The organism is Agarivorans sp. 2_MG-2023, from assembly GCF_030548085.1.
In the GTDB taxonomy this organism is placed as follows: Bacteria; Pseudomonadota; Gammaproteobacteria; order Enterobacterales; family Celerinatantimonadaceae; genus Agarivorans.
In genome coordinates this window covers 38,811-63,222 of the sequence record NZ_JAUORQ010000017.1, presented here as the reverse complement: position 1 = coordinate 63,222, position 24,412 = coordinate 38,811, and the positions used below count along the sequence as shown (strand labels likewise).

The 24,412-nt window shown below is 43.2% G+C and carries 18 protein-coding genes; 13 read left to right on the top strand and 5 right to left on the bottom strand.

What is annotated here, in order from left to right:
* Nucleotides 1-139 precede the first annotated feature (139 nt).
* The 3 genes from Q4549_RS19795 to Q4549_RS19785 all read left to right on the top strand — a co-directional run bounded on the left by Q4549_RS19795 (nt 140) and on the right by Q4549_RS19785 (nt 3,539).
* Entirely contained in the window at nt 140-2,161 is a 2,022-nt protein-coding gene (locus Q4549_RS19795) for an NADPH-dependent 2,4-dienoyl-CoA reductase (protein WP_303554091.1), read from the top strand.
* A 216-nt stretch (nt 2,162-2,377) separates the two neighbouring features.
* Entirely contained in the window at nt 2,378-2,917 is a 540-nt protein-coding gene (locus Q4549_RS19790; protein ID WP_303554093.1) for an NAD(P)H nitroreductase, read from the top strand.
* Nucleotide 2,918: 1 nt separating this feature from the next.
* Nucleotides 2,919-3,539 carry a DsbA family protein gene (locus tag Q4549_RS19785; protein WP_303554095.1) on the top strand — a complete coding sequence of 207 codons (621 nt, stop codon included), beginning with the start codon at nt 2,919-2,921 and terminating at the stop codon, nt 3,537-3,539.
* Here Q4549_RS19785 and Q4549_RS19780 read toward each other — a convergent pair.
* Both Q4549_RS19780 and asnS read right to left on the bottom strand, forming a co-directional pair.
* The gene (locus Q4549_RS19780; protein WP_137674543.1) at nt 3,536-4,216 is read right to left on the bottom strand and encodes a DUF3334 family protein; all 681 of its coding nucleotides are present in this window, start codon (nt 4,214-4,216) and stop codon (nt 3,536-3,538) included. The two genes, Q4549_RS19785 and Q4549_RS19780, sit on opposite strands and share 4 nt — an antisense overlap.
* A gap of 190 nt (nt 4,217-4,406) precedes the next feature.
* Nucleotides 4,407-5,807: an asparagine--tRNA ligase gene (gene asnS, locus Q4549_RS19775; RefSeq protein ID WP_137674544.1), complete on the bottom strand. Its 1,401-nt coding sequence runs from the start codon at nt 5,805-5,807 to the stop codon at nt 4,407-4,409.
* A gap of 155 nt (nt 5,808-5,962) precedes the next feature.
* On the opposite strand from asnS, the gene Q4549_RS19770 reads away from it, so the two are divergent.
* A complete protein-coding gene (locus Q4549_RS19770; protein ID WP_137674545.1) occupies nt 5,963-6,331 on the top strand; it encodes a hypothetical protein in 369 nt (122 codons plus the stop codon).
* Here Q4549_RS19770 and bioA read toward each other — a convergent pair whose 3' ends face one another.
* Nucleotides 6,332-7,600, bottom strand: a complete 1,269-nt coding sequence (bioA, locus tag Q4549_RS19765; RefSeq protein WP_303554097.1) for an adenosylmethionine--8-amino-7-oxononanoate transaminase — start codon at nt 7,598-7,600, stop codon at nt 6,332-6,334.
* Between the two features lie 97 nt (nt 7,601-7,697).
* Between bioA and bioB the strand changes: the two genes are divergently transcribed.
* The 7 genes from bioB (at nt 7,698) to Q4549_RS19730 (ending at nt 16,006) form a co-directional block, all read left to right on the top strand.
* Nucleotides 7,698-8,744 (top strand): biotin synthase BioB, encoded by a 1,047-nt coding sequence (gene bioB / locus Q4549_RS19760; protein ID WP_137674547.1) that lies wholly within the window; start codon nt 7,698-7,700, stop codon nt 8,742-8,744.
* Nucleotides 8,744-9,907: an 8-amino-7-oxononanoate synthase gene (gene bioF, locus Q4549_RS19755; RefSeq protein ID WP_303554100.1), complete on the top strand. Its 1,164-nt coding sequence runs from the start codon at nt 8,744-8,746 to the stop codon at nt 9,905-9,907. Before bioB ends, bioF begins: the two co-directional genes overlap by 1 nt.
* On the top strand, nt 9,904-10,680 hold the full coding sequence (gene bioC / locus Q4549_RS19750; protein WP_303554102.1) for a malonyl-ACP O-methyltransferase BioC: 777 nt from the start codon (nt 9,904-9,906) through the stop codon (nt 10,678-10,680). The genes bioF and bioC overlap by 4 nt, the downstream gene beginning before the upstream one ends.
* Nucleotides 10,673-11,368 carry a dethiobiotin synthase gene (bioD, locus tag Q4549_RS19745; RefSeq protein WP_303554104.1) on the top strand — a complete coding sequence of 232 codons (696 nt, stop codon included), beginning with the start codon at nt 10,673-10,675 and terminating at the stop codon, nt 11,366-11,368. The genes bioC and bioD overlap by 8 nt, the downstream gene beginning before the upstream one ends.
* 91 nt (nt 11,369-11,459) lie before the next feature.
* Entirely contained in the window at nt 11,460-12,332 is an 873-nt protein-coding gene (gene htpX / locus Q4549_RS19740) for a protease HtpX (RefSeq protein WP_303554105.1), read from the top strand.
* Between the two features lie 211 nt (nt 12,333-12,543).
* Nucleotides 12,544-13,521, top strand: coding sequence for an ABC transporter substrate-binding protein (locus Q4549_RS19735; protein WP_137674552.1), 978 nt, complete (start codon nt 12,544-12,546; stop codon nt 13,519-13,521).
* Entirely contained in the window at nt 13,514-16,006 is a 2,493-nt protein-coding gene (locus tag Q4549_RS19730; RefSeq protein WP_303554106.1) for an EAL domain-containing protein, read from the top strand. Before Q4549_RS19735 ends, Q4549_RS19730 begins: the two co-directional genes overlap by 8 nt.
* A 23-nt stretch (nt 16,007-16,029) precedes the next feature.
* Here the strand turns inward: Q4549_RS19730 and Q4549_RS19725 are convergent, their stop codons facing one another.
* Together Q4549_RS19725 and mobB are read right to left on the bottom strand one after the other, a co-directional pair.
* Complete coding sequence (locus Q4549_RS19725; protein ID WP_303554108.1) at nt 16,030-18,168, bottom strand: FAD-dependent oxidoreductase; 2,139 nt, start codon at nt 18,166-18,168, stop codon at nt 16,030-16,032.
* Nucleotides 18,169-18,220: 52 nt separating this feature from the next.
* Nucleotides 18,221-18,745 carry a molybdopterin-guanine dinucleotide biosynthesis protein B gene (gene mobB, locus Q4549_RS19720; protein ID WP_303554110.1) on the bottom strand — a complete coding sequence of 175 codons (525 nt, stop codon included), beginning with the start codon at nt 18,743-18,745 and terminating at the stop codon, nt 18,221-18,223.
* Nucleotides 18,746-18,843: 98 nt separating this feature from the next.
* On the opposite strand from mobB, the gene Q4549_RS19715 reads away from it, so the two are divergent.
* Nucleotides 18,844-20,562 (top strand): autotransporter assembly complex family protein, encoded by a 1,719-nt coding sequence (locus Q4549_RS19715; protein ID WP_303554112.1) that lies wholly within the window; start codon nt 18,844-18,846, stop codon nt 20,560-20,562.
* Complete coding sequence (locus Q4549_RS19710) at nt 20,559-24,371, top strand: translocation/assembly module TamB domain-containing protein (protein WP_303554114.1); 3,813 nt, start codon at nt 20,559-20,561, stop codon at nt 24,369-24,371. Before Q4549_RS19715 ends, Q4549_RS19710 begins: the two co-directional genes overlap by 4 nt.
* Nucleotides 24,372-24,412 lie beyond the last annotated feature (41 nt).

The following is a 24,412-nucleotide window of genomic DNA, read 5'->3' as shown; positions in this document are numbered from 1 at the left end:
AGTCAACAATAGCTAAACGTTACCATAGTCATATAAATCAGGCATCTGCAATTATTAAAACAAATGTTTGAAACAAAAGTTTGGTTTGTATACTCTATTAACACTTTAATAACATTCCCAATGGATTGAGGTTACAAAGATGACCAAGTACCCGCACTTATTAGCGCCACTTGATTTAGGTTTTACTCAACTACAAAGCCGAGTATTAATGGGCTCTATGCACACCGGTTTAGAAGAAGAAAAGGGTGGTTTTGAGAAACTGGCTGCTTTTTATGCGTTACGCGCTAAGGGTGGAGTAGGTCTTATAGTTACGGGTGGAATAGCGCCTAACTTTAGAGGGCGCTTAGCCCCTAACGGATGCCAGCTTAGTTTTCCTTGGCAGGTGAAAAAACATCGAATTATCACTAATGCCGTGCATAAAGAAGGTGGAAAAATCGCCTTACAGATATTGCATGCAGGGCGTTACGGTTATCATCCATTTAATGTTAGTGCTAGTAAAATTAAAGCACCGATATCTCCGTTCAAACCTAAAGCTATGAGTGAACGCCAAATTTGCTCAACCATTAAAGACTTTGCGAATAGTGCAAAGTTAGCCAAACGTGCAGGCTACGACGGCGTTGAAATAATGGGCTCAGAAGGTTACCTCATCAACCAGTTTATTTGTGCGCGCACCAACCAACGAAAAGACGGGTGGGGCGGTAGTTACCAAAATCGAATTAAGCTTCCTTTAGAAATAGTTAAACAAACCCGCGCCTTAGTTGGCGAAGATTTCATCATTGTATTTCGTTTATCTATGCTTGATCTAGTTGAAAAAGGCAGTACTTACGAAGAGGTTGTAACATTAGCAAAAGCCTTAGAACACGCTGGAGTAACTATTCTTAATACTGGTATTGGATGGCACGAAGCTAGAGTACCTACTATTGCTACCAGTGTTCCTAGAGCCGCATTTGCGTGGGTAACCGAAAAAATAAAACAGCACGTTAGTATCCCAATGGTGGCGGTTAACCGAATTAACACTCCTGATGTAGCAGAAAACATTTTACGCTCCGGACAAGCGGATATGGTGTCTATGGCTCGGCCGTTGCTGGCAGATCCTATGTTTGTTGAAAAGGCGCGAAACAACCAAGCTGAGCTTATAAATACGTGTATTGGTTGTAATCAAGCTTGTTTAGACCACGTTTTTAAACAACAACGCGCAAGTTGCTTAGTTAATCCGCAAGCCTGCTATGAAACAGAACTTGAATTTAAAGACTGTAAGCAAACCAAAGAGATTGCTGTAGTGGGGGCTGGTCCAGCAGGATTGGCCTTTTCATGTTATGCCGCAGAACGCGGTCATAAAGTAACAATTTATGATGCTGGAGATAAAATTGGTGGCCAGTTTAACTATGCGAAGCAAATTCCTGGTAAAGAGGAGTTCTACGAAACGCTTCGCTACTTTGCTAATCGCATCAACCAATTAGGTATTAAACTCGCGTTAAATACCAGAGTTGACGCTCCTATGCTGGCTGAGTTAAAAGCTGATGAAATTGTAATTGCTACGGGTATTTTACCGCGAACCCCACCAATTGAAGGCATAGAACACGACAAAGTTTATAACTATTTAGATGTATTACGAGATCATAAAGAAGTTGGCGGTAAAGTTGCGATCATTGGTGCTGGAGGTATTGGTTTCGATGTTGCTGAATACTTGGTAGAGCAAAAGCCGTCGCTATCTACCAACGTAGGCCGTTGGCTAGATAACTGGGGCATCGATAGTACAATGGCTCAAGCCGGTGGCTTGAAAGACCATCAACAACATCAAGCCTTGCGTAAGGTATATTTGTGTCAACGCAAAACCACTAAAGTGGGCAAAGAGCTAGGTAAAACCACAGGTTGGATCCACCGTGAGACCTTAAAGAAAAATCAGGTAGAAATGCTCGCTGGTGTAGAGTACTTAAAAGTAGATGACCAAGGGCTGCATATTTCGGTGGGTGGCAAACAATCTGTGTTAGATGTTGACCATGTAGTGGTGTGTGCAGGGCAAGAGCCATTGAGAAGTTTACATGACGACTTAACCGCCTTGGGCGTAAATTCTCATTTAATTGGCGGCGCATATGTAGCCGCTGAATTGGATGCTAAACGCGCCATAAGACAAGGTGCTGAACTGGCGGCCACTATTTAGTTTTTGTTTTTAGCCACTGCTTAATTAAAGCAGCTGTACGTTGGGGGTTTTGTTTAACCCAAGCTTGCAGTTGCTTTAGGTTTTTCTGTCTTTGCGTGGATATTTGATGATGTTTTCCTGCCAGCATAGTTTAAGCTCCAAACAGCGATCTAGCTTACTTTACTTTTAGCATAATTCACGCACAATGGCGCTATATTTAGCTCGTTAAGGATAACAATGAAAGCTTTAGATTTGTTACTCAATCGTCAGTCATGCGCCCGCTTGGCTGCTCCCGCACCTGAAGGCGCAGAACTAGAAACAATATGGAATGCCGGCCTTAGGGCGCCAGATCACGGAGGCCTTACGCCTTGGCGGTTTATCCATGTTAGTGGAGAAGGTTTAAGTAAGTTAGCAGACATTTTTGAACAAGCCGCGCTGGCTGAAGAAGGTGACCATGAAAAGGCGAAAGCGATGCCCTTTCGTGCACCACTTATCACTATCGTGATTGCTTCGCCTAAAACCCATTCAAAAGTACCAGAAATCGAACAAGTGCTTTCTGCCGGCTGTGCTGTTCATGCAATGCAAATGGCTGCCTTTGCACAAGGTTATAATGGTATTTGGCGCACCGGCCCAATGGCTTACAGTTCAATCGTAAATCATGAGCTAGGCTTAGCTGAACACGAGTCTGTTGTTGGGTATTTGTATTTAGGCAGTCCACAAACCAAATCGAACAAAGCGCGAGAGTTAACCTTTAAAGACTATGTAACTTGGCTATAAGATGACTGAGACTCAAGCGCGTTTATATTATGTACATGACCCTATGTGTTCTTGGTGTTGGGGCTATAAACCTACTTTAGAGGCGCTTGAATCGTCACTGCCTAGCAATATAGAAATGGTGTATTTGTTGGGTGGCCTAGCGCCTGATTCTACAGTAGCGATGCCTGAAGATATGCAGCAGTTTTTGCAGCAAACATGGCATAAAATTAATGCGCAACTAGGCACCGAGTTTAACCATGATTTTTGGCAAGTAAACACACCTCGTCGTTCTACTTATCCTGCAAACCGAGCAGTGCTTGCGGCTGAAAAGCAGGGGGCTGGTAAAGCGATGATAAAGCAAATACAGAACGCTTATTATTTACAGGCGATTAATCCTTCAGACGTAGATAATTTGCTTGTATTGGCAGAAAAGCTTGGCTTAGATAAAAAAACTTTTGTGGAAGACATATCGAGTGAAGCACTGAATGAGCTGTTAATGCAGCAAATACAATTTGCTCGAAGCTTACCTATTCAAGGATTCCCTTCGTTAGTATTAGCGGTGGGCGAGAGTTATCACCCAGTCCAGTTAGATTATAAACATGCTCAAGTGAGTCTTGAGCATGTTGCTGAGTTGTTGGTCTAGATGCCTAACTCATCAAGTAGATCTTGATCAATGGTTTGCGCTGACTCAGCAGGTTTCTGCTCTGCCTTCTTTTGTGCCGCGGCTTGGTCGATAAGATCATCTGGATCTACATCATCTTCTGTTTCAAATTCATGAAGCTTGATGAATTCAGTTTTATCCATCGCTAACTCAAGATAAAAGATGTTGTTTTTAGCGGTTGTAAAGGTCACGCGACGCGCTTGCGGACGGTCTAGGTTGGTATCAATTGAAATCAATACCTGCTTGTTTAAAGCTAACATCTTAGGTTGGTTTTGAGTTAGTGAGGTTTGTAACTCTTTACCAATTACACCAGTGAAGTAACCGACCATTTGGTTCATTAACTCGCCCATCACGTTACCCACTTCATCAGCTGTGTGCTGTTGAGCGAGCTCGGCCTCAGGAATACCCATATGAAGCATGTAATCACGATAGATTTCCATGGCAGCATCTGAGGTAAAGTTAATAACAACCAAGCCTGAAAACCCACCATCAAATAAAACAAAACAACCAATGTCTGGTTTTAAACAGGTTTTGTTTATTTTCTGTACCATCGCCGAATATCTGATTTCGCTAGTCGTGGCTTTGCTAAGTACTGTGGTGACAGAATTACAAAGAGTGAGTAATACGTCTTCAGTGGTAACAACTTTCAATTTTTTCATGCAGTTCCTTCTTAAAATCATGATGACTTTGCATTAGCAATTGAAACAAGTATGGATGATGAACTGAAAGCTGTATAGCTTTGATTGATAGGGTTTAACTGGCAATTAACTTGAGTGTGAGGGGGATCGGCAAATAAAAAAGCCTCAACTAGGTTGAGGCTTTAACTTGTAGCTTAACTATAGCCGTTGCTTAGTACTCGGCGTTTTTAGGTGCGCGTGGGAAAGGAATCACGTCGCGGATGTTGGTCATGCCAGTTACGTAAGACACTAAACGTTCAAAACCTAAACCAAAGCCAGCATGTGGAACTGTGCCGTAGCGGCGTAAGTCGCGGTACCAAGAGTAATCATCTTTGTCTAAGTTCAACTCAAGCAAGCGTGCGTCAAGCACATCTAAACGCTCTTCACGTTGCGCGCCACCAATGATTTCGCCAATACCTGGTGCAAGTACGTCCATTGCAGCTACGGTTTTACCGTCATCATTAAGACGCATGTAGAATGCTTTAATGTCTTTAGGGTAGTTCTTAACAACTACCGGTGCTTTAAAGTGTTCTTCAGCTAAGAAACGCTCGTGCTCAGACGACATATCAATGCCCCATTCAACATCGTATTCAAACTTGCGGCCTGAATCTTTAAGAATTTGAATGGCGTCTGTGTAATCAACTTGCGCAAAGTCTGCGCTAACAAACTTCTCTAAGCGGCTTATGGCTTCTTTGTTGATACGTTGAGCGAAGAAGTTCATGTCGTCCATACGTTCTTCGAGCACAGCTTTGAATACATATTTAAGCATGTCTTCGGCTAACTTTGCCGCGTCGTCTAAATCAGCGAAGGCTACTTCCGGCTCTACCATCCAAAATTCAGCCAAGTGGCGGCTGGTATTGGAGTTTTCGGCGCGGAAGGTTGGGCCAAAAGTATATACTTTTGATAGTGCACAGGCGTATGTTTCAGCGTTCAATTGACCCGATACGGTTAAGAAGGTTTCTTTACCAAAAAAGTCCTGCTGAAAATCAACTTCGCCATTGTCGGCCATTGGCAGGTTATTCATATCCAAGGTTGATACGCGGAACATTTCGCCTGCACCTTCCGTATCACTACCGGTGATAATAGGGGTGCTTGCCCAAATGTAACCTTGTTCGTGGTAGAAACGGTGAATAGCTTGCGATAAACAGTTACGTACACGGGCTACAGCGCCAATCACGTTAGTGCGCGGGCGCAGGTGAGCGTGTTCGCGTAAGTATTCAATGCTGTGGCGTTTAGCCGACATTGGGTAGCTATCAGGGTTTTCTACCCAACCAACCACTTCAACATTGTTTGCTTGAATTTCAAAAGATTGTCCTTGCCCTGGAGATTCAACAACTTCGCCAGTCACGATCACAGAACAACCAGCGGTTAGCTTAAGAACATCATTCTCATAATTGGAAAGGGTATTAGGCGCTACGGCTTGCACGGCGTCAAAACATGAGCCGTCGTGTACCGCTAAAAATGAAAGACCTGCTTTTGAATCACGACGAGTACGGATCCAACCCTTGATAGTAACTTGTTGACCAACGCTGAACTTACCGCCCAAAACGTCTGTCACTGAGGAATGCGTCATAGCAAACAACTGCTCCAATCTGATAGTGCTAATATTGTAAGGGAACCAATGTTACTTCTTGAGGCTAAAGACTCAAGTAAAAATTGATAAAACACAGGAAATCTATAAGTTATGTTAATGAAAAGGACTAACAACGGGATTAATTAGGGTAGGAAATGCCACAAAATAGAAAAGAACGAAGAAAAGGCCCCGACGGTTTACAAAAATTGTTTGTGTTGTTCTCGCTACTCGCTTGGACAATGTTTCTCGGTTCGCTCATCGTTTATCACTATGCTAGACCAGAAATTGCCTATAGCGCCTTTCAGCCATCAGACGGGCAAGGGTATCGCGACCATTGGCATGAAGACTTACGCCAAATATTTGTTTATTTGTTGTGGGGCTGCTGTGGAATTACCCTTGGGGGAATTTTTATAAACTGGAGCCGCTCTCGCCGCAAAACTGACCATTTTAAAATCAATATGGGTTTATTGGCGATGATTGTGATTACTGTGCTGCTTTCTTATTACTTAAAACTGTTCAACTAATTAGTCACTCAGTACTTGGTAAATGGCCGAGCACAGCTTGGCTAATTGAGTTTCGCTAATCGTGTAGGGCGGCATAATGTAAACCAACTTACCAAATGGCCTAATCCAAACACCTAATTCAACAAATTTAGCTTGTATACTGGCTAAATCATTAGCGGTTTTGGTTTCAACCACACCTATCGCGCCTAGTACCCTAACATCAGCGACGGTGCTTAATTGCCTACATGCGTTTAGTTGTTGTTTAAGTTGTTGCTCAATTTCAGCTACGCGAGCTTGCCAATTACTATCTAGCAGTAGCTTTATGCTGGCGTTAGCTACCGCACAAGCTAAAGGATTACCCATAAAGGTGGGACCATGCATAAACACACCCGCTTCGCCGCCACATATTGTATCTGCAACATGTTTCGAGGTGAGGGTAGCCGCTAAGCTCATATAGCCGCCGGTAAGGCCTTTACCTAAACACAAAATATCTGGGGTAATGTTGGCGTGTTCGCAAGCAAACAGCTTACCGGTTCTGCCAAACCCAGTTGCAATCTCATCGGCGACTAATAGCAAACCATAGTGGTCACATAGGGCTCTTAACTCGCTCAGATACTGTGGATGAAAAATCCTCATTCCGCCTGCACCTTGCACAACAGGCTCGATAATTACCGCAGCGATGTCTTTATGATGCTTATCCAACATGGTTTTCATCGGGGCGATATCTTGTTCTTGCCATGGTTCATTAAAACCAATCTGCGGGGCTTCACAGAATAAGTGCTCAGGCAAAAATCCTTGGTAGAGTTGATGCATTCCCCCTTGTGGATCACACACCGACATCGCGCCAAAGGTATCGCCGTGATAGCCATTTCGGACAGTGGCAAACTTAGCGCGTTTTTCACCTTTGGCATGCCAGTATTGCAAAGCCATTTTTAAGGCAACTTCTACGGCTACTGACCCTGAATCGCTAATAAAAACTTGTTCTAAATTGCCAGGGCTTAAGGCGACAAGGTGTTTGGCTAAATCTACAGCGGGTTGGTGGGTTAAGCCACCAAACATTACATGAGACATTTTACTTAGTTGCTCGCTGGCGGCCTTATCAAGTTGCGCAACTTTATAACCATGAATGCACGCCCACCAAGAGGCCATGCCGTCTACCAAGCGTTGACCGTTTTCTAATTCAATCTCACATCCTTCGGCCGATGCCACTGGATAACAAGGAATAGGATTGATTGAAGAAGTATATGGATGCCAAAGATGTTGTTGGTCGTAATGTAAATCTATGCTCATTTAATAACCGTCGGTAAAGTTGTTGGTTTTAAAAAGTTGACAGCGAGGTGGCTGTGGATAGACTAACGGAATATTTTTTCTAAAGAAAGCTTAACCAATGACTCAAGCACTCCGCCACGATTGGACCGTACAGGAAGTAAACGACTTGTTTGCTTTGCCATTTAATGATTTGTTGTTTCAAGCCCAGTGCGCTCATCGCGCAAACTTTGATCCAAACCAAGTACAGGTTTCAACGCTACTTTCTATTAAAACGGGTGCATGCCCTGAAGACTGTAAATACTGCCCGCAAAGTGCACACCATAAAACCGATTTAAAAACAGAACGCTTACTAGAAGTAGAGCACGTGTTAAAAGAAGCAGAAAAAGCCAAAGCAAACGGCTCAACCCGTTTTTGTATGGGCGCTGCTTGGAAAAACCCCAAACAACGAGATATGCCTTACCTAGTAAAGATGGTAGAAGGCGTAAAAGAGATGGGAATGGAAACCTGTATGACTTTAGGCATGTTAGAAAAACAACAAGCCGATGAGTTGGCAGTAGCGGGCTTAGACTATTACAACCATAACCTTGATACTTCGCGTGAGTACTACCAAGAAATTATTACTACACGGACTTATGATCAGCGCTTAGACACGCTTGATAACGTGCGTTCAGCCGGAATGAAAGTATGTTCGGGCGGAATTATGGGCATGGGCGAAACCGCTACAGACCGCAGTGGTTTGTTGGTGCAACTGGCTAATCTGCCACGTCACCCAGAAAGTGTGCCGATTAACATGTTAGTTAAGGTAAAAGGCACCCTACTAGAAGATGTTGATGACATGGACCAATTTGAGTTCATTCGTTGTATTGCCGTTGCTCGAATCATGATGCCTCGTTCACATGTGCGCTTGTCTGCAGGGCGCGAGGAAATGAATGAACAAGTGCAAGCCTTGTGTTTCATGGCCGGTGCTAATTCAATATTTTATGGTTGTAAACTGCTTACCACACCAAACCCTGACGAAAACCAAGATATGCAGCTATTTAAAAAACTGGGTATCCGCCCTGAGCCTGCGGCACTAAAAAACGGTACTGAGGAGCAGGAAGAAGCGCTTTATCAAACTTTAGTGAAGCAACAACAGCAAAGCTCCCAGTTTTATGACGCATCTTAATGGCCTTTGAGTTTGTTAAAGAACAGCTAGTAAGCCGTAAACAGCAACAGTTATTGCGGACCAGGCGCTGCCAAAGTAGCGCACAGGGCAGGGTTATCGACATTGCTGGCGAGCGTTTATTAAACTTTTCTAGTAACGACTATTTGGGTTTATCTCATCACCCTAAGGTGATTAATGCCTGGAAAAAAGGGGCCGAAAAGTATGGCGTGGGCAGCGGTGGTTCGCCCTTGGTCACCGGATTCCAAACGCCACATTATGCGTTAGAGCAACAACTGTGCGAATGGCAGGGGCGTACAGGTGCGTTACTATTCAATAGTGGTTTTTCCGCTAACCAAGCGGTGATCAAAGCCTTGTTTAAAAAGGGTGACTTATTAGTTCAAGATAAGCTCAATCATGCATCCTTACTTGAAGCGGGTATGCTGTGTGAAGCACAGCAAAAACGCTTCGCTCATAACGATATAGATCAATTGAATCATCGATTATCTTCCCATGGAAACAATAAGTTAGTGGTCACCGAAGGGGTATTCAGCATGGACGGTGATCTTTCTCCTTTAAAAGAAATAAGCTCACTGTGTAAACATCACAATGCTTGGCTAATGGTAGATGACGCTCATGGCGTAGGCTGCCTAGGAGCCCAAGGTCGGGGCAGTATTAGTGACGCCAACATGCGCGCCGAAGATGCTCAAATACATATGTTCACTTTTGGTAAAGCACTGGGCGTATCTGGCGCGGCTGTATTATGTGATGAAGAACTTAAAGATTACTTGGTTAATTTTAGTAAGAGTTATGTGTATTCCACCGCTATGCCAGCAGCACAAGCGTGTGCGGTCAGTGCTGCTATCAAGGTAGTGCGCACAGAACCTGAATTTCAAACTAAATTACAAAATAATATTGGTTTATTTAAACGCTTAGCTGAACAGCTTGGTTTAACGCTAGCTAATTCTAATACTGCCATTCAACCCATTTTGTTAGGTTCAAGTGAAAGAGCTTTGGCGATCAGCCAACAATTACAGGAAAAGGGCTTTTTTGTTAGTGCTATAAGGCCACCTACTGTGCCCAAAAACACCGCGCGTTTGCGTATTACCTTAAGTAGTCACCACTCAACGCAAGACATTAGTGATTTATTGACGGTGTTGGTTGGTTTATTAAGCGGTGAAAAATGATTATCGATAAAGAGCAAGTTGCTAGGCACTTCTCTAAAGCAGTTGATACCTATAATGATTTTGCGGGCTTACAGCGTGATATTGGCCATCGCTTGTTACAAGAAGTGCCAAATAAGCACTATTCGCTAGCAATGGACCTTGGTTGCGGTACAGGTTTTTTTGCTAAAGCACTGCAAACTAGAAGTAGTCAGGTTATTGGTATTGATTTGGCCCACGCCATGGCCTCGCAAGCTAAACGGGCTAACACTGGGATCGTTGCGGTGGTTGCTGATGCAGAGCAACTAAGTTTAGCGAACGATAGCGTAGATTTGGTTTTTTCTAATTTAGCGCTGCAGTGGTGCAACGAATTAAGTACTGCATTAAGCGAAATTAAGCGCGTTCTAAAACCTGGTGGAGTAGCAGTTTTTTCAACCTTGCTAGACGGAACGTTGTATGAACTCAAACAAAGTTGGTCTGAACTTAACCAATACCGACATGTGAATCACTTTATAAGTGCTGATGACGTCGCAGCTTGTATTCAATTATCGGGATTTAAGAATTCTCGATTGATATTTGAAACCGAGACGCTTTGGTACCAACAAGCACTAAGTTTACTGGCTGAGTTAAAAGGCATTGGTGCTAATTATGTGATTGACGGTAAACCCAATGCCAGTAACGCCACTCAGTTGAAAAAAATGGTGAGCAGCTATAAACAGCAATTTGCTAATCCTGCCAAGGGTAATCGAGTCAGCGCGACTTACAAGGTGTGTTACGGAGTACTAATTAATGACTAAGGCTATCTTTGTCACTGGCACTGATACAGAAGTAGGTAAAACAGTGGTGAGTTGTGGGCTTATTAAGGCCTTACAAAAACACTCTTCTGGACTGATGGTTAATGGCTTTAAGCCGATAGCAGCGGGGGCCGAGCAGAGTGAGCAAGGTTTAGTCAATGAAGATGGCTTAGCCATTCAAGCAGTATCGTCTTCTTCGCTAAGCTATCAAGCCTTCAACCCAGTGGTGTTGGAGCAGGCTATTGCCCCCCATATCGCTGCTCGGTTTGCCAAAAAACCGATAGACACCCACTTAATGGATAGAGGCTTGAATGAGCTTAAAGCCTCATCTGATTGTGTCGTTGTAGAAGGCGCTGGCGGTTGGCATGTGCCATTAAACGATAACGCTGGCACCATGTCTCAATGGGTGGCTAATCAACAGCTCCCGGTGTTGTTGGTGGTAGGGGTAAAGCTCGGTTGTTTAAATCATGCTCTGCTGAGTGTCCAAGCAATTAAAGCCAGTGGCGTGCGCTTGATAGGTTGGGTTGCGAACGTGCTAAACGATGATGAGCAAATCTCTATGCTTAACATTGAGTATTTACAAGGTGCTATTGAGGCACCATGCGTGGCCACCGTTCCTTATAAAACTGACCTCAAACCTCAATCAATAGAAAAATATTTCGATATCAATAAACTTATTGGTGAAATGTAAATCAAAAAAAGTAGTTGTTAAACCATTGAAAATTGTGAGCTATGCCCAATATTATAGTAGTTGGGCTTTTCCACGTTTTTAGAGGAAGACGATGAAACGTATATTGTTGTTTTTAGGTACTAACTTAGCGGTAGTTTTAGTGCTAGGTATAGTGATGAACATAGTATTCTCTGCTTTGGGTATTTCTACTCAAAGTATTGGTGGGCTATTAGTATTTTGTGCCATTTTTGGTTTTGGTGGCTCAATTATCTCCTTACTTATATCTAAGTGGATGGCTAAGCGTTCTACTGGCGCTCAAGTCATTACCACCCCAAGAAACGAAATCGAGTCTTGGTTAGTTAACACTGTAGCCAAGCAAGCAAAAGCTGCCGGTATTGGCATGCCTGAAGTAGCTATTTATCACGCTCCAGATATGAACGCTTTTGCGACAGGTGCTAAACGCGATGCAGCTTTGGTGGCAGTAAGTACCGGTCTATTAGAAAATATGAACCGTGAAGAAATAGAAGCGGTTCTGGCTCATGAAGTGAGTCATATTGCTAACGGCGACATGGTTACCCTTACCTTAATTCAAGGCGTAGTGAATACTTTTGTAATGTTTTTCGCTCGAATTATTGCCAATCTCATTAGCTCATCAATGAGCAACAATAATGAGAATGGCCAAGGTATGGGGACTTTAGCCTATATTGCTACTGTGTTTGTGTTAGAAATGGTATTTGGTATTTTAGCCAGCATTATTGTTATGTGGTTTTCTCGTCAGCGAGAGTATCGAGCAGATGAAGGCTCGGCTAAGTTAGTTGGTAAAGAGAAAATGATTAACGCCTTACAGCGTTTAGGCGGAAGTCGAGAGCCCGAGATGGAAGGTTCAATGATGGCGTTTGGTATTAATGGTAAGCGCGCAATGAGCGAACTGTTTTTAAGCCACCCTCCACTTGAAAAACGTATTGCTGCTTTGAAAGCGAGATAAGCCTCTGCAGGAAGACCGTAAACTTTAGTAAAAGTGCCGTTTTAACGGCACTTTTTTGATCTTAAGCTTAATTTTTGAGCGTAAACATTTAAGTTTGTAATATCGGCGTAAATTTTTACACTGTTCGCTTTCTTTTTAGGCTAAGCGCAAGCAGAATGGTTACATCAGTTTTGGTTGTGTACTCAGGACGAGTAAAGCACTACGCAGGGATATGAAACTTTCGCTTTTATTAAATAGTTATTTCAAACAAGGGCTGTTATTTGTACTCGGCTACTTGTTGGTTGCTTGTCAAAATCAAACCCAACAGCTACGTGTTGCCGTATCGCCGTGGTTGGGTTTCGAACCCATTTACCTGTCTAAGCAACTGGCTTACCCCGGTTCAGACGAGTATCAAGTTAATGAACTCACCACGCCAAGTCATGTAATGCATGCTTTAAAAAGTGCACAAGTAGATGCTGCATTTTTAAGCCTCACTGAAGTGATTAGCCTTTTAGCTGAACGTGTAGATTTAACTGTGGTTGCGGTAATTGATCGCAGCGTAGGCGGGGATGCCTTAGTCACTCAACAGCCTATTAACGACATAACTCAACTTAAGGGTAAACGCATCGGCTATGAAAGCTTATCGGTTGCCTCTCTAGTGATGGACGATTGGCTAAAAGATACTGACGTAAATGCCGATGATTTTGTTCTCGTTGAAGCAAAGCTGGATGAGCAATTAGGCTTATTTCGCCGAGGTGAAATAAGTGCAGTAATGACCTCTGGTCCTATACAAAGCCGCTTGGTAGACAATTTATCGGCCAATGTCCTTTATCAAAGTGCTGCTCAGGGCCAACCTTACTATCGTGTGTTAGTTGTAAGAACGGCGGTACTACAAAATAAACGCCAACAGGTTTCAAAGCTGCTGACTAATTTCTATGCTGCAAATAATTGGCTAGAAGAGCACTCACGAGAAGGGTTTAAATTAATTGCTAAACGCACTCAGTTATATAGCAAAGAAGTAAGACAAGCCTACAGCAAGATTCAAGTACTTAACGCTCAACAAAGTATCGCCTTGTTTTCTAGCAAATTTATCTTAGGGCATGCCCAAGAAAAAGCGCAACGAATGGCTGAGCTAGAATTAATTCATCGAGCTCCTGATTTGTCTCGTAACTTCAACAGTCAGTGGTTGATGGAGTTAACTGGTGTTTAAGTTTAAACGTATATCTCTCAGTGTAGTAATACCCATTTTGGCGTTGGTATTATTGCTTATTGCCCAAGGTTTGTTATTGCTGGGAACCTTAAACGAGCAACAGAATAAAATGGCTGATCACGCAAGCCAACGTTTGCTGCATATTGGTTATCAATTGCAACAAAGTTTGTCAGACAGTTTGTCCCGTCATCAGTGGGATATTGCTGAACGGCAGCTAACCTTAGTCGCACTCAATCAACAGCTAGATTCCTTACAAGTTATTGATCCGCAGGGCTTGGTCCAGCTTTCAAATAAACGAGCAGAAAAAAGCTTGTTTGCTGCCGATAACGCCAACTACTTTAACAGCGAGTTGTTTAATCAAGTTAAAACCAAACGTTCTCCAGTGACTCAAGTTTTGCCAGAGCAATGGCAGGTTAATTTGTATTTGCCGCTAGATATGGGACCAAGAGAAGACAGCTTACGCAGAGCTGATCAAGGTGCCATCTTCGTTAGTTATAATCTTAAAAACACCTGGTTAGTTAAGCGCCAAATTATTTTAGACGAAGCAGTAAAAACCTTTGTCTATATGGCAGTCGCCATGCTGTTACTGGTATTGATGCTAAATAGAATGCTGGTTAAGCCTATTAACAAATTAGTAGGGCGCACTAAGCAAATTCAAACGCATAATAACGCCAATATTAACGCTAAGAGTCAGGGCGAAATTGGTGCTTTAGAAAACGCTATTGGAAAAATGGCCAGTGGTATTCACACTAGTTTTGCTCAATTGCAACGCAGTGAACAGCGCTGGCAGTTCGCCTTAAGTGGATCTGGCGACGGTATTTGGGATTGGAACCTGATAACAAACACTGTTTATTATTCACCTCAGTGGAAAGCCATGCTTGGTTATCAAGAGCGTGAAATTGGTGAAAAGATTGAAGAGTGGGAATCTCGCATTCACCCCGATGATCTAGACAAAACCTTAAATGAACTTCGTAAACACCTTAAAAAGAAAAACAAAGTTTATGAAACGATGCATAGGGTTAAACATAAAGATGGCCATTACCTATGGGTACTATCTCGAGGCATGGTAGTAGAGCGCAGCGAGCGTGGACTGCCATCGCGGGTCATTAGTACTCAAACCAATATCTCAGAAGTACGCTCAGCGCAAGAGCTTGTGCGTTTCCAATCATCACATGACGATATTACTCGTTTGTCGAATCGCCGTAAGCTTCTTGAAAACTTAGATTTAGAAATTGAGCGAGGCCGCAAGAGCAATAAAGTCGGTGCGTTAATTTACTTAGACATCGACCACTTTAAAAATGTTAACGATATGCTTGGTCATGCCGCAGGGGACTTACTGCTACGGTTAATTGCCCACCGTTTACGCGAAGGGCGCAGTAGTTCAGAAACTGTGGCGCGCTTAGGTGGTGATGAATTTGCCTTATTGGTTCCTAATCTGTCTAGTAATAGAGAAGAAGCTCAAGAACTTGCCAGAAAAATGGCTGAGCATCTCGGTAGAGTTATTCATAAAGAGTTCGTGATCAAAGGTAATCAAATTTCGTTAAATTTGACTACTGGTGTTGCGCTATTCCCTAATCATGACAACAACGCTACTGAGATTTTACGCCAAGCGGATATTGCACTTTACCACGGTAAAGATAATGAACGTTCAAGCGTGCATGTATTCTCAGACAAAATGGCTGACGAAATTCAAGAGCGCCACGTACTTACACGAATGATGCGAGAAGCCTTAGAAAACGAAGACATGGTGGCTTACTTTCAACCGCGTTATAACGACAATTATGAAATGGTGGGCGCAGAAACATTGCTACGTTGGTTTGATGCCAAAATGGGCTGGATTTCGCCAGGCCGCTTCATTCCTCTTGCCGAAGAGACTGGCCTTATCGTGACGCTAGGTGAATGGGTAATGCGCAGTGCCTGCGAAACCCTTAAAACCTGGCAAGACCGCGGCTTACCCGATAATTTTAAAACCCTGTCGATCAACGTAAGTCCTAATCAGTTCCACCGGGACACTTTTGTTAAAGAAAGTTTAGCTATTATTCATGCCTCGGGCTGTGATCCTAAGTTAATTGAATTAGAGATTACCGAAGGTGTATTGGTAGATAATGTTCAAGATACCGTAGAAAAGATTCAAGCTTTGCGCGATATTGGTGTACGTTTCTCAGTAGATGATTTTGGTACCGGGTACTCATCGCTGGCCTACCTTAACAAGCTGCCAATTAACTGTTTAAAAATTGATAAGTCATTTGTTAGTGAGTTACAAAGTGGTGGTAGTGAGTGTGCCATTATTACTACTATTATTTCTATGGCAGAAAACTTAGACCTAGAAGTGATTGCTGAAGGGGTAGAAACGGAGTACCAACTAGAGTTTCTTAAATATCGTCGTTGTACTGTGTATCAGGGATTCTATTTTAGCGAAGCGCTTGAGCCGGAGATATTTGAAGAGAGATTGTTTGTTGGCCAGGCTGAAACGGAAATAGCCTGACCATTATTACCAAGGCCTAAAGCTTAGGCCTTTCTTGTCCATTTATGAAACTTCTCTAAATACGATAACACCTTCTCTGGAGCGTGATTGCGCTTCCATTCACCGGCTACATATTTATTGGCTTCCATCATAGTCGGGTAGGCGTGAATCGTGCCCAATATCTTGTTTAGGCCTAAACCATGTTTCATTGCCAAGGTAAACTCTGCTAATAATTCACCGGCGTGTTCAGCTACAATTGTCGCACCCAATATTTTGTCTTTACCGGGTACGGTGAGTACTTTAATAAAGCCATTGGTTGCTCCCTCTGCGATTGCTCTGTCTAGCTCTTCTAGCTGAAACTCTGTTACCTCGTAAGCAATCCCTTGTAGTTTCGCGTCTTGTTCATTGATCCCTACGCGAGCAACTTCAGGGTAGGTGTAGGTTGCCGCCGGTATTACCGAGTAGTCAGCTTTAAACTTCTTAAAACGCCCAAATAGCGCATTAACTGCAGCGTACCACGCTTGGTGTGCGGCAAAGTGCGTAAATTGGTAGGGGCCTGCCACATCGCCTACAGCGTATATGTTAGGGAAGTTTGTTTGCAGGTGAGCATTAACCGCTACTGTGCCGCGTTCCGAGTTTTCAACGCCGAGTTCTTCTAGGCCGAATCCTTTGGTATTTGCTACGCGACCTAGTGCGAGAATGACCTTATCAAACTCTATTTCTTGTTGCTCTTCACCTTTAGTCAGCTTAACGCTTTGTACTTGGTTGTTATTGTGGAAGCTAATGGCTTTCCAGCCCAACATCAGTTCAATACCTTCTTTGGTAAACTGTTCTTCAAGTAGCTTACTCGCTTCAAGGTCTTCGCGGATCAATAAGTGGTCAGCCATTTCTATTTGGGTTACTTGAGCGCCCAATCGTGCAAAACTTTGGGTCAGTTCACAACCAATTGGACCGCCGCCTAATACCAATAGCTTTTTAGGCAGTTCACTTAGTTGCCATAAGGTATCAGAGGTTAAAAAATCAACATCTTGTAAGCCGGGAATAGGGGGCACAAGAGGGCGAGCACCGGTAGCAATAACAATGTTTTGCGTGGTTACTGTTTTACCATCTATCTCAACTTCCCATGGGCTACGAATATGGGCTGTTCCTTGTACACAGTTAACGCCCAGCTTTGTGTAACGCTCTACAGAGTCATGTGGTTCTACTTGCTTAATTACTTGATGTACTCGCTCCATCACTTTTGTAAAGTTAGCTTGAGCGTCTACTTTCTCGTAGCCAAAGTTTTCAGCATTTTTCGCTTCATATGCAAACTTTGCGCTGCGGATTAAGGCTTTAGATGGGACACATCCTGTGTTTAGACAGTCACCTCCCATTAAATGTTTTTCTACTAAGGTGACTTTAGCTTTAACCGCGGCAGCAATGTATGAACTCACCAGCCCGCCAGCGCCAGCGCCAATTACCAATAGGTTATTGTCAAAGGTTTTGGGTTTGTTAAAAGGCGCATACACTTTACGCTGCTTAATGCCATTTAGGATGGCTTTGCTGATATAAGGCAGAATGCCTAGTAGGGTAAAGGCAACCAATAATGAAGGAGATAAGATTCCAGATAAACTGTCTAGCTTCGCTAACTCGGTTCCAGCATTTACATATACAACAGTGGCCGGGAACATACCTAATTGGCTTACCCAGTAAAATGTTTTTAATGGTAGCTTAGTTAATGCCATAACTAAGTTAATAAGAAAGAACGGAAAAATTGGGATTAAACGTAAGCTTAATAGATAAAACGCGCCTTCTTTTTCTATACCGCTATTAATGCTTTTTAGTTTTTCAGCATAGCGTTGCTCTAGACTGTCTCTAACTAAATAGCGCGCCACAATAAACGCCAAGCTAGCACCAATGGTACTGGCGAACGACACCATAATCACACCATTTACAACGCCAAATAAAGCGCCGGCTAACAGTGTTAATAGAGCAGCTCCGGGGATGGAGAAGGCAGTTACAAATACATATAGGAAAAAGTAACCGATAATCGAAATAAGGAAATGTTGTTCTACGTTAGCCTGCAAGCTTGCTTGGCTTTGCTTAATTGTGTCGAAATTAAGCCATTGTCCTAAATCAAACCACCATATCAGGCAGACAACAACGGCAAGCACCGCAACAACAATCAGTTTATTTGGTTTCATATTTAATTCTCTGAACGGTAGTGTCAGTTTATAGACCTTTAAGTGAATGATTCTATTTCACTATTTTTTCACTGTTAGTATAGGTCACAATAAAATCACACACTGCCTTGGGATCATTTAAATCAAATTTTGGTAGATGGCTACTTAGTTCGTCGGTACTAGCAATGGCAATAATTTGAGCATCGTTTAAAGACAGCAAAGGTTTGTTTAGCGCAGACCTATGTACTTCAATTTTGGGTATTTGACTATGGCGATAACCTTCTACTAGTACAAGATCACAAGCCTGCCAGTTAACCCAATGTAGTTGCTCTTGTATCTCGTCGTGTTGTTGCTGTTTGCTAAAGTGGTAGCGCTTGTGAGGGCAAGCCAAAATCACTTCGCTCGCGCCAGCAGTAACAAACTGGTGGCTATCTTTACCTGGTTTATCTAATTCTAATTGGTGGTGGCTGTGCTTGATCACCGATACCTCAAGCCCTCGTTGTTTAAGTAGAGGAATGAGGGCGCTTAGTAAGGTGGTTTTTCCACTTCCGCTATATCCCGCTAAACCTAACACCGGTTTTGGCCATTTTTTATCCATTTAGAAACACCTTTATACGTTTTTAGCTCGATTATTAGAGCTTACCTAGATAAGTAGTTTTAAACTGTAAAAAAATCTTTAAACTTAAGCATTCATGGATGTTTATTCGAGGAAGAGTGCAATTGTTTTTTCGCTTGTGGCCGATATTGCTAGTTTTGTTTACCGCTTCGGTAACAGCGATTGATTTTGATTACCAAGGATTATCAGGCGAAACCAAAGATAACGTAAAAGTGTATTTGGAAGCACAAACTTTCCCAGAAAACAGTAGCGTACGTCGCATCTCATCTGCCAGTGCTGAACAAACTAAACGTGCCTTGCGCGCGTTGGGTTATTACCAAAGCAAAATAGATGTTAGCGAGAAAGAAAAAGATGTTTACTTGGTTGAGGTGGAACTAGGCGAACGCTTAGTGATAAGCAAATTCGACTTTACATTTGAAGGCGAAGCCAACAAAGACAGTCGATTCACTAGCGCTGTAACAAAGAGTGGGCTAGCTGATGGGCAAGTGTTCTCTCACGCTGCTTATGATGGCTTAAAGTCAGAGTTTAATCGACTGGCCGCGCGATATGGATATTTTGACGCTGAGTACCACCAATCCGAAGTGAAAATCAGTATTAAAGAAAACACAGCCAGTATTTATTTAAGTTATGACTCCGGTCATCGTTATCGTTTCGGCGACATCATATTTACCAATCCCGATTTACCTAAAACAATTTTTGCTAATCTTGCCGAGTTTAACAAACAAGATCGTTATGATTCGAAAAAAGTCGGGGAGTTTAATCAACGCCTGGGTGAGACTGACTACTTCCAAGTCATATCAGTAAGGCCAGATCTAGAAAATCGCCACGACGACAAGATAGATTTATTGGTGGGATTGGCACTAAAGCCTCGAGACACCTTTGAAGTGGGTGGGGGTATCACTACTGATATTGGCCCGCGGGTACGGTTAAAGTGGACTCGACCTTGGGTAAACGATAAAGGCCATAGCATTGCCTTTGAAATTGAAGCTGCCGAGCCAAAACAAAGCGCGTTGTTTGTATACCGTATTCCCATGAACAATCCGGTTGATGATTACCTTGATATTCAAACCGGCTACATTCGCGAAAAAACTAACGATACTGAAAGTGAAAAGACCGTTGTGTCTACCACTAGGCAGTGGCGCTGGGATAACGACTGGAAGCCTTCCATTTTCCTTAAGTGGCAACACGAGGAATATCGTCAGGCAGACCAGTTTGATGTTACCGATTTGGTGCTGCCTGGTTTTAACTTTGCTCGCTTACGTACGCGCGGTGGATTAGATCCATATTGGGGAGATAACCTTCAAGCCAGTGTGGAAGTCGGGCATCCATATTGGGGCTCTGATGTTGAAATGTTGCGCTTAGCCACTATTGGAAAATGGCTCCGCTCTTACCAAAACCATCGACTGTTACTGCGTGCAGACGTTGGTGGAATATTGGCCGAAGACATTACTGACGTTCCAGCGTCTATGCGTTTCTTTGCCGGTGGTGACCAAAGTATACGCGGGTACGATTACAAAACAATTAGCCCAAAAAACGAAGAAGGCCAACTGATTGGTGGTAAATACCTCACTGTGGGAAGCATAGAATACAATTATCAGTTTGCTGAAAAATGGCGCTGGGCAACCTTTGTAGATGCGGGTACTGCAACTAATGATTTCTCAGAGCCTGTGTCGGTTGGCGTGGGAATGGGTATTCGATGGCTTACCTTAATTGGTCCGCTGCGGATAGACGTGGCAAAAGGTTTACAAAATGAATCGGATCCATGGCGTGTCCACTTCTCGTTAGGGCCTGATTTATGATTTTTAAAGCTTTAAAGTACTTGCTGGTTTCAATTAGCGCGCTGTTATTTTGTCTGATTCTCGGTTTATCGTTAACTCCTAGTACTCAGTGGATTTTAGGAAAAGTGAGTAACTTGGTTGATGGACTGACCATTACCCAGCCAGACGGAAACTTATATAAAGGCATTTCAGCAAAACAGGTTATTTGGCAACAAGCCGGGTTGCGTGTAGAGCTGGCCGATCTTGATCTCGCCTTAGATTGGGTATGTATGAGTAAAACTCAGCTTTGTGTAGAAAGGTTGTTAAGCACAAAATTATTGGTTGCCGTTGATACCGCGGCCATGGCTGCAGCCTCTAACATTGACGACCCTGAACCACCGGTAGAATCCAGTACCGGACCGTGGACACCACCTTTCCCCTTTGTGTTAAACCGCTTAGCATTAAATAACGCTGCAATTACCGTTGATGGTATTGATATTTCTTGGCAAAGCTTACAAGTTCAAGCCAACTGGCAGAAAAGTACTATTAGTGTTGACCAGTTGTATTTGGATAAATGGAAACTAGCACTGCTTAATCAAGATAGCGCAGCTAAACCATCTAACGAGACATCTGAATCTAAGCCTCTTGTTCCTCTGCTTATCGAGGTGCCTGACGTGACGATGCCTTATCAAGTGATGGTCAATGACTTAGTACTTACTCAAGGGGAGTTAGCACTAAGTGAGCCTGCCTTGGCGTTTCCTTCACTGGAGCTAATAGGGAAGTTAGATTTTTCTTATCTGGAATTAGAAAAGCTAAATGCAATAACTCCTTGGGGAGAGTTAACACTAAAGGGGAGTCAAGGTTTCCAAAAGCTTTACGCATCTGATTTAGCAGGTCGTTGGGATATGAAAGTTGACGAGCAGCCCTTAGGTGTAGACTTCCAACTGGTAGGTGATGGCAAGCAGCTAGATGCCGAACTGTCGAGCGACGGATTCATCGCTTCAGAAGTTGGGTTAAATATAGCCTGGCAGAAAACCAACATTCCCTTCGAAATAACCACAGAGCTAAAGCAAGCTTTTAGTGTTTTGCCAGAACAGCTTTCGGTTAACGCGCTTAGCTTGCATGCCGACGGTGATTTGTCTGGTTACCAGATGCAGCTGCAAAGTGATTTGTCTGGCTTGCAAGATCTATGGTTAAACGCCCAACTCACTGGTGATTTATCGCAAATTGAGCAACTGGCCATTCAGGGTGAACTGCTAAAACCCAAGACCCTATTGGGCAGTAGTCAAAAGAATGGTGAAGAAAAGGCTAGCAAAGCAAATGAAGTCGAAGCTACCGGCTTAGTTGTCGAGCAAACAGCGGTTCGCGACCAACAAGCGATTGGTGGATTTAATATTTCCGGTTCTGCGGCATGGCAACCTGAGTTGAACGCAGAGATCGCTATCAGTTTAGATAACTTGCAACTCAGTCATTGGGCTGACTTAGGCGAGGAAATGGCGCTGCCTGATTTAGACGGTGACATTAAAGCCAAACTAGTGGCTAACCTCTGGGAATTACAGCAAGCCAGTTTAAGTGGAGAGTGGTTAAACTTGCCGCTTAACATCGAGCTAGTGGGCAAGGGTGATGTAGATAAGCAGGCTCACCAAGCGAAGTTAAACCTTAATCTGGCTAATACTCAAGTTAAGGCAGACGCAAACACGAATGCTGAAAACGTAGAAGTAACTGTTAATGTTGACGCTAAGAACTTGGCTGAGCTCCCTTGGCTAGACAGCGGTGTGCTGGATGCAGATATAAGCGTTGCTGGCGCAGTTGATAACCCAGTATTCACTTGGCGTATTGCGGGTGACGAGTTAAATAACCAGGATTTCACTTTAGTTAAGCTCAATACCCAGGGAAATCTATCCTTGGACGAAGCCTTTACTGGTCAAATTGATTTAGCGATATCGCAGTTATTGGTGGCCGGAGAGACTATTCAAACTGCTGATTTGAACTATTTCAGCAAAGATACAAAACAACAGTTAGCGATTAATGTTGAACAAGCTCAACGAAGTGCCCATGTTAAACTTGCGGGTAGTGGCGGTTTAGAAAGCTGGCAAGGGCAGTTAGCCAAAGCTGACCTTAACGCCGAACTCGGCAATTGGTCGCTGTCTAACCCCGTCGATATAGATTATCAGCAAGCGGTGGCCACTATCGGAACACACTGTTGGTCTAGAGAGCAAAGTGAATTTTGTTTGTTATCTCCTTTTGTGAGTGACGGAAACAGTGAAGTGGACCTTACCATTAAACAATTCGATTTTGCTGTGCTGAACAAGCTCATTCCAGAAGACCTCCATCTTGAAGGACAGGCGTCTGCTGAAATATTTGCGAAGCTGAATCAATGGACACCAGAAACAGCCCGTTTAGCGCTTAAACTAAGCCCTGGTTCACTTACTCAAGATGCCGAGAGCGGCGAAATAACTTTAGCTTATGAATCCCTTGATTTAAACGCAGATATTAAAAATGAAAAACTACATTGGCAGGCTTTGTTTAGCTCAAAGCAACTGGGCGAATTAGTCACTTCAGGAGCCGCTTCAATTGATAAAGAGGGAAGTATAGACGGTGAGTTACAGTTAAATCATCTTACCTTATCGCCGTTACTGCCTTTTGTTAATGTGTTAGATGAGCTGGATGGTGACATCAATGGTTTGGTAAAGGTATCGGGTAAGCTAAAGTCACCGGTATTGCTCGGCGAAGTTAAATTGGAAAATGGTTTGGTATCGGGTCCTGATGTGCCCCTTACGATAGAGCAACTGCACACAGAGCTGAGTTTCGATAACCAATTAGCGCGTTTAAACGGTGGCTTTAATAGCGACGGGAAAACCGCTCAGTGGACTGGTGAGTTTAGTTGGCCTAACAATCAGTTGTTTGGTCAACTAGATATAGATGCTAGTCAACTCCCCATTAACGTAGACCCTTATGCCAGTTTATCTGTTTCTCCAGATGTGAGTATTAAGTTTGCTGATAATCTGATTGATGTAAGTGGCACCATTGCGGTAGAAGACGGAGCGATCGTAGTGAAGTCGCTACCCGAGTCAGCCGTATCAGAATCATCTGACGCCATTGTGATTGAAGAGCAATCGGAAACGGTTGCCTTACAGAAAACCAAGATTGACCTAAATGTCACATTATCGGAAACCATTACCTTAGAAGCCTTAGGCCTTAATACTAACCTTAAAGGCCATTTAAACTTAAAACAACAACCTTTAGAGCCGTTGCGAGCCAATGGTCGGATTGAATTAGTTGATGGTAGCTTTAAAGCCTACGGACAAAACTTATTGATAGAAAAAGGTTGGTTAATGTTTACCGGGCCTTTAGAGCAACCCTATCTAGATTTTGAAGCGGTGAGAAACCCAGACACTATTTCAGACAGTGTTACTGTGGGCGTTAAAGTTGTAGGTTTAGCTGATGCCCCTCAAGTTACGTTGTTTTCAGATCCATCTATGTCGCAAAACGAAATGTTGTCTTACTTATTGCGCGGCCGGGCCTTAAGCGACAGCGAACAGGATGATAATGCTCTTTCTTCTATGTTACTTAGTGCGGGAATAGGCAGGGCAGAAGGGTTAGTCGGTAATGTGGGAAGTACCCTAGGTTTAAACGATTTAGCCTTAAGTACCGCGGGTTCGGGCAGCACGACTCAAGTTGAGGTGAGTGCCTATGTATTACCTGGCGTACAAGTTCGTTATGGCATGGGGGTATTTGATCCGGTTAATGAATTAACCGTGAAATATGAGATTTTACCTAAACTGTTTATTGAGGCATTTTCTGGCTTGCATAGTGCGTTAGATGTTTATTACGAGTTCTATTTAGATTAAGTGTTAGCGTGGTCTCGGTTAATTAGAGTGAGGGTTGAAGA